Raw genomic sequence first — 5255 nt, 5'->3', positions numbered from 1 at the left:
TCGGCGGATCACGATCAATCCGCACGGCCAGCCAGTCCGGGTTCCCGCCTCCGCAGGAATGACGGAGCTGCCAGTTCAGCCGGTCCGCGCAGCCTTCTCGACCAACCCGCCGACTCCTTCGCGCCGCTCCAGCTCCGCCCGCACGTCGTCGAGGCTCAGCCCGGCGTCCGCCAGCAGCACCGCGAGATGGAACATCAGGTCGGCGGCCTCGGGGACGATGCTCGCCTCGTCGCCCGAACAGGCCGCGATCACCGTCTCGACCGCTTCCTCGCCGAGCTTCTGCGCGATCTTCGGGCGGCCGCGCGCGAACAGGCTGGCGGTATAGGAGGTGTCGGCGGGCGAATCGCGGCGCGCGCGGATGGTCGCCTCCAGGCGGTCGAAAACGGGGTCTGCCATGCCGCGCGTGCTGACGCAGGCGCGCGGGCGGGTCAATCCTTTGCGCGCGGCGGCCGCTTCAGGAACCGCTTGCGCAGCGCGCGGCGGACCAGCCAGACGCCGATCGCGGCGACCGCGAACAGCGCGATGTCCGACGCTTCGGGGCCGGTGCGCGGATGCACCACGCCGCTATGTCCCGATTGCACCGCGACCAGCGGCAGCGTCGCCATGCCGGTCAGGCCGACCGCAGGGGGGTCCGCACCGGGATCCCCGCAGCCGCCAGCGCGGCATGCGCGTCGCCGATCGACGCCTGGCCGAAGTGGAAGATCGATGCGGCCAGCACTGCGCTCGCATGGCCGTCGCGGATCCCGGCGACCAGATCGTCGAGCCCGCCGACCCCGCCGCTCGCTACGACGGGCACCGCCACGCGGTCGGCGATCGCGCGGATCAGGTCGAGGTCATAGCCGCTGCGCGTGCCGTCGCGGTCCATCGAGGTGACGAGCAGTTCCCCGGCGCCGAGCTCGGCGAGCCTCACCGCATGCGCGATCGCGTCGATCCCGGTCGCGCGCCGGCCGCCATGCGTGAACACTTCCCAGCCGTCGGCGGACCGCCGCGCATCGACGCTCGCGACGCAGCACTGGCTGCCGAAACGCTCGGCGATATCGGCGACGAGCTCCGGCCGCTCGACCGCGGCGGAATTGACCGCGACCTTGTCCGCGCCCGCCAGCAACAGCGCGCGCGCATCGTCCGCGGTCCGCACGCCGCCGCCGACGGTCAGCGGCATGAAGCACACCGCCGCCGTCCGCCGCACGACGTCGAGGATCGTGCCCCGGCCCTCATGGCTCGCGCCGATGTCGAGAAAGCACAATTCGTCCGCACCGGCGGCGTCATAGGCGCGCGCCTGCTCGACCGGATCGCCCGCGTCGCGCAGCTCGACAAAGTTCACGCCCTTCACGACGCGGCCATCGGCGACGTCGAGACACGGGATCACACGCGCGCGGACGGTCATGGGTGTGCTCGAAGAAGGGGTTCACGCGGAGACGCGGAGACGCGGAGACGCGGCGAAGCCGCTAAGATTGATTCACGCGAAGGCGCGAAGGCGCGAAGAGAGAGAAAGGCAGAGCAGGACTTCTGCTTGCTCTTCGCGCCTTCGCGCCTTCGCGTGAACCCATATCTGCCTGCGGCGCCAAAAGACTCTCCGCGGCTCCGCGTCTCCGCGTGACCCCTCATGCCGCCTTCGCCACGCTCAACGCCGCCGCGAGATCGAGCCGCCCGTCGTACAACGCCCGCCCCGTGATCACACCCTCGACCCCATCACGCACATGCAAGGCGAGAACGTGAATCTCGGCGATCCCCTTCACCCCGCCGCTAGCGATCACCGGAATGTCGACCGAGCGCGCGAGGTCGACCGTCGCCTCGACGTTGCAGCCCTTCAGCATCCCGTCGCGCCCCACATCAGTGAACAGCAGCGACGCCACCCCCGCATCCTCGAACCGGCGCGCGAGATCGACCGCGCTGGTGGTCGAGACGTCGGCCCAGCCCTTGGTCGCGACCATGCCGTCCTTCGCATCGACCGCGACGACGATCCCGCCGGGGAAATCCTTCGCCACGCCGCGCACGAAGTCGGGATCCTCGAGCGCCGCGGTGCCGATCACGACCCGCGACACGCCCAGATCGAACCAGCCCTCGACATTCGCACGCGTGCGGATCCCGCCGCCGAGCTGCACATGCCCCGGAAACTGCGAAACGATCGCGCGCACCGCGTCGCCATTGACCGACGCGCCTGCAAACGCGCCGTCGAGATCGACGACGTGCAGATGCTCGGCACCTGCGCTCGCGAACAGCATCGCCTGCGCCGCGGGATCGTCACCATAGACGGTCGCGCGGTCCATATCGCCCTCGGCGAGGCGGACGACCTGCCCGGCCTTGAGGTCGATCGCGGGGAAAACGATAAGGCTCACGGCCGCCACTCCAGAAAACGTTCGAGCAAGGCCAGGCCGTAGCGCTGGCTCTTCTCAGGGTGAAATTGCACGCCGATCATCGTGTCGCGTCCGATCGCCGCGGTGACGGGGCCGGCGTGATCGGTGGTCGCAAGAATATCGGCGCCTTCGAAGGCAAAGCTGTGCAGGAAATATGCCTCGCCCGGCGCGATCAGCGGATGCGCGGTGGCCGGCACGACGTCGTTCCAGCCCATATGCGGCACCTTCGCGTCCATCGTCCCCGGCTCGAGCCGCCGCACGCGCCCCGGCACCCAGCCGAGCCCGGCATGCGTCCCCATTTCCTCGCCCGCCTCGGCCATCAGCTGCATGCCGACGCAGATGCCGAGGAACGGCGCGCCCTCGTCGCGCACGCGCCGGTTCAGCGCCTCGACCATCCCCGGCACCGCGCGCAACGCCGCCGCGCATGCGCCATAAGCGCCGACGCCGGGCAGCACGATCCGCTCGGCCTTCGCGACGACGTCCGCATCGGCGGTGACGATCAGGTCGCTACAGCCCGCGGTGCGCAGCGCGTTCTCGACCGAATGCAGGTTCCCCGCGCCGTAATCGATCAGCGCGAGCGTCACAGCATCCCCTTGGTCGACGGGATCGCGTCGGCCTTGCGCGGGTCGATCTCGATCGCGGTGCGCAATGCGCGCGCGACGCCCTTGAACGCGGCCTCGGCGATATGGTGGTTGTTGGTGCCGTACAGCGTCTCGACGTGCAGCGTGATGCCCGCGGCCTGCGCGAAACTGTGGAAGAAATGCTCGAACATCTCGGTGTCCATGCCGCCCAGCCGCGTCTGCGAGAACAGGTCCTTCCAGACGAGCCAGGGCCGCCCGGAAATGTCGAGCGCAACCCGCGTGAGAGTCTCGTCCATCGGCGACAGCGCATCGCCGTAGCGCGCGATGCCGCGCTTGTCGCCGAGCGCCTGCGCGAAGGCCTGGCCGATCGCGATGCCGGTATCCTCGACGGTGTGATGCTCGTCGATATGCAGGTCGCCCTTGGTGCGGACGGTGAGGTCGATCAGCGAATGGCGCGAGAGCTGTTCGAGCATGTGATCGAAGAAGCCGACGCCGGTCTCGACGTCGTAAACGCCGGTCCCATCGAGGTTGATGGTGACGTCGATCGCCGTCTCGGCGGTGGAGCGGGAAATCGTGGCGGTGCGCATGCCACCTCCCATAACGTGCGCCACGACGCATGCAATCTTGACCGCGATCCGAATACCGCTACCCAAGGGGAATGAGTGATGGACTGCCCGATAGCCTGATTCCGTACGACGAGATCGTGCAAGAAGCCCTGCGTGCCGTCGTCGGCCGCGTGCTCGGTTCCGTGTCGGAGGCCGGCGGGCTTCCCGGCGAGCATCATTTCTACATCACCTTCAAGACGCAGGCGCCCGGCGTCGACATCCCCAAGCGGCTGATCGAACGCTTCCCGGACGAGATGACGATCGTCATGCAGAACCGCTACTGGGACCTCGTCGTCGACGACGAGCGCTTCTCGATCGGCCTGTCGTTCAACCAGGTCCCGTCGAAGCTGGTCATCCCCTATTCGGCGATCACCGCATTCCAGGATCCCGCGGTCAGCTTCGAACTGCGCTTCCAGGCGCAGGAAGGCGCAGACGAGTCGCTCGGCGAGCATGACCCGGCCGAGAATGACGGCCCGACCGCGGTGCCGATCGAAGACGGCTCGAACGTCGTCGCCGTGGATTTCAAGCGGAAGAAGTGAGCTGGAGCGAGGCGATCAGGCAAAGCTGATCGCCGGTCGCACAGCGACGCGAACGGCCGGCCGACGCGCACCGCGCGGTCGACGACATGGGGTTTACTCCCATGTCGGCCTTCTGCTCTACGCCGCCATACCGGAACAAGCCCGGCATGACGGCGTAGGTAGGTTATGACCAACACCCGCACAGAAACCGACTCGATCGGCCCGATCCAAGTCCCCGCCCAGGCCTATTGGGGCGCGCAGACCGAGCGATCGGTCGAGAATTTCCCGTTCGGCACCCGCGAACGCATGCCGATCGAGATCGTCCACGCCCTCGCGCTCGTCAAACAGGCCGCCGCCCGCGTGAACCGCGCGCACGGCCTCGACGCCACAATCGCCGACGCGATCGACGCCGCCGCGCAGGAGGTGATCGACGGCACGCTCGACGACCAGTTCCCGCTCGTCATCTGGCAGACCGGCAGCGGCACCCAGTCGAACATGAACGTCAACGAGGTGATCGCCGGCCGCGCCAACGAGCTGCTCACCGGCACGCGCGGCGGCAAGTCGCCCGTCCACCCCAATGACCATGTCAACATGAGCCAGTCGTCGAACGACAGCTTTCCGACTGCGCTCCACATCGCCGCCTCGCTCGCTGTGACGCGCCGGCTCTTCCCCGCGCTCGACCGACTAAAGACCGCGCTGCAGGCCAAGGCGGACGCGTGGGACGACATCGTCAAGATCGGCCGCACGCACCTGCAGGACGCGACACCGCTGACGCTTGGGCAGGAATTCGGTGCGTATGCCAATCAGGTCTATCGCTGCGGCCGCCGGATCGAGCCGGGCGTCACCAACGGCACCAACCGGCTCGCGCAGGGCGGCACTGCGGTCGGCACCGGGCTCAACGCGCCCAGGGGATTCGCCGAGGATTTCTGCAAGGCGGTCTCCGACCTGACCGGCCATCCGTTCATCCCCGCGGAGAACAGCTTCGAGGCGCTCGCCTCGAACGACCCGCTCGTCCATCTGTCGGGCACGCTCAACACGCTCGCGGTCGCGCTGACCAAGATCGCCAACGACATCCGCCTGCTGGGCAGCGGCCCGCGCTGCGGCTTCGGCGAGATCGACCTGCCCGCCAACGAGCCCGGCAGCTCGATCATGCCCGGCAAGGTCAACCCCACCCAGTGCGAGATGCTGACGATGGTC

At 68.5% G+C, this 5255-nt stretch carries 8 protein-coding genes; 2 read left to right on the top strand and 6 right to left on the bottom strand.

Going from position 1 to position 5255, the window contains the following annotated elements; translation table 11 throughout:
* Positions 1–75: 75 nt before the first annotated feature.
* From sphst_RS13560 to hisB, 6 genes are all read right to left on the bottom strand, one after another.
* Complete coding sequence (locus sphst_RS13560) at positions 76–396, bottom strand: phosphoribosyl-ATP diphosphatase (RefSeq protein ID WP_031394257.1); 321 nt, start codon at positions 394–396, stop codon at positions 76–78.
* 32 nt (positions 397–428) lie between these two features.
* On the bottom strand, positions 429–605 hold the full coding sequence (locus sphst_RS20915) for a hypothetical protein (protein ID WP_166747134.1): 177 nt from the start codon (positions 603–605) through the stop codon (positions 429–431).
* Between the two features lie 5 nt (positions 606–610).
* A complete protein-coding gene (gene hisF / locus sphst_RS13555) occupies positions 611–1384 on the bottom strand; it encodes an imidazole glycerol phosphate synthase subunit HisF (RefSeq protein ID WP_107045688.1) in 774 nt (257 codons plus the stop codon).
* A gap of 217 nt (positions 1385–1601) precedes the next feature.
* Positions 1602–2336 (bottom strand): 1-(5-phosphoribosyl)-5-[(5-phosphoribosylamino)methylideneamino]imidazole-4-carboxamide isomerase, encoded by a 735-nt coding sequence (hisA, locus tag sphst_RS13550; protein ID WP_031394379.1) that lies wholly within the window; start codon positions 2334–2336, stop codon positions 1602–1604.
* Positions 2333–2938, bottom strand: a complete 606-nt coding sequence (gene hisH / locus sphst_RS13545; RefSeq protein ID WP_031394378.1) for an imidazole glycerol phosphate synthase subunit HisH — start codon at positions 2936–2938, stop codon at positions 2333–2335. Before hisH ends, hisA begins: the two co-directional genes overlap by 4 nt.
* Positions 2935–3522, bottom strand: coding sequence for an imidazoleglycerol-phosphate dehydratase HisB (gene hisB, locus sphst_RS13540; protein WP_031394377.1), 588 nt, complete (start codon positions 3520–3522; stop codon positions 2935–2937). The genes hisH and hisB overlap by 4 nt, the downstream gene beginning before the upstream one ends.
* 71 nt (positions 3523–3593) lie before the next feature.
* Between hisB and sphst_RS13535 the strand changes: the two genes are divergently transcribed.
* Together sphst_RS13535 and sphst_RS13530 are read left to right on the top strand one after the other, a co-directional pair.
* A complete protein-coding gene (locus sphst_RS13535; protein ID WP_031394376.1) occupies positions 3594–4079 on the top strand; it encodes an SspB family protein in 486 nt (161 codons plus the stop codon).
* 165 nt (positions 4080–4244) lie between these two features.
* Positions 4245–5255, top strand: a 1011-nt coding sequence (locus tag sphst_RS13530; protein ID WP_107045687.1) for a class II fumarate hydratase, incomplete at its 3' end; no start/stop codon positions are given.

The organism is Sphingomonas sp. STIS6.2 (assembly GCF_000732685.2).
Classification (GTDB): domain Bacteria; phylum Pseudomonadota; class Alphaproteobacteria; order Sphingomonadales; family Sphingomonadaceae; genus Sphingomonas; species Sphingomonas aerolata.
This window is presented reverse-complemented; position numbering and strand designations above follow the sequence as displayed.

Coding starts and splice junctions, on each gene's coding strand:
- sphst_RS13560 (WP_031394257.1), bottom strand. CDS start 396: ATGGCAGACCCCGTTTTCGACCGCCTGGAGGCGACCATCCGCGCGCGC.
- sphst_RS20915 (WP_166747134.1), bottom strand. CDS start 605: ATGGCGACGCTGCCGCTGGTCGCGGTGCAATCGGGACATAGCGGCGTG.
- hisF (WP_107045688.1), bottom strand. CDS start 1,384: ATGACCGTCCGCGCGCGTGTGATCCCGTGTCTCGACGTCGCCGATGGC.
- hisB (WP_031394377.1), bottom strand. CDS start 3,522: ATGCGCACCGCCACGATTTCCCGCTCCACCGCCGAGACGGCGATCGAC.
- sphst_RS13535 (WP_031394376.1), top strand. CDS start 3,594: ATGAGTGATGGACTGCCCGATAGCCTGATTCCGTACGACGAGATCGTG.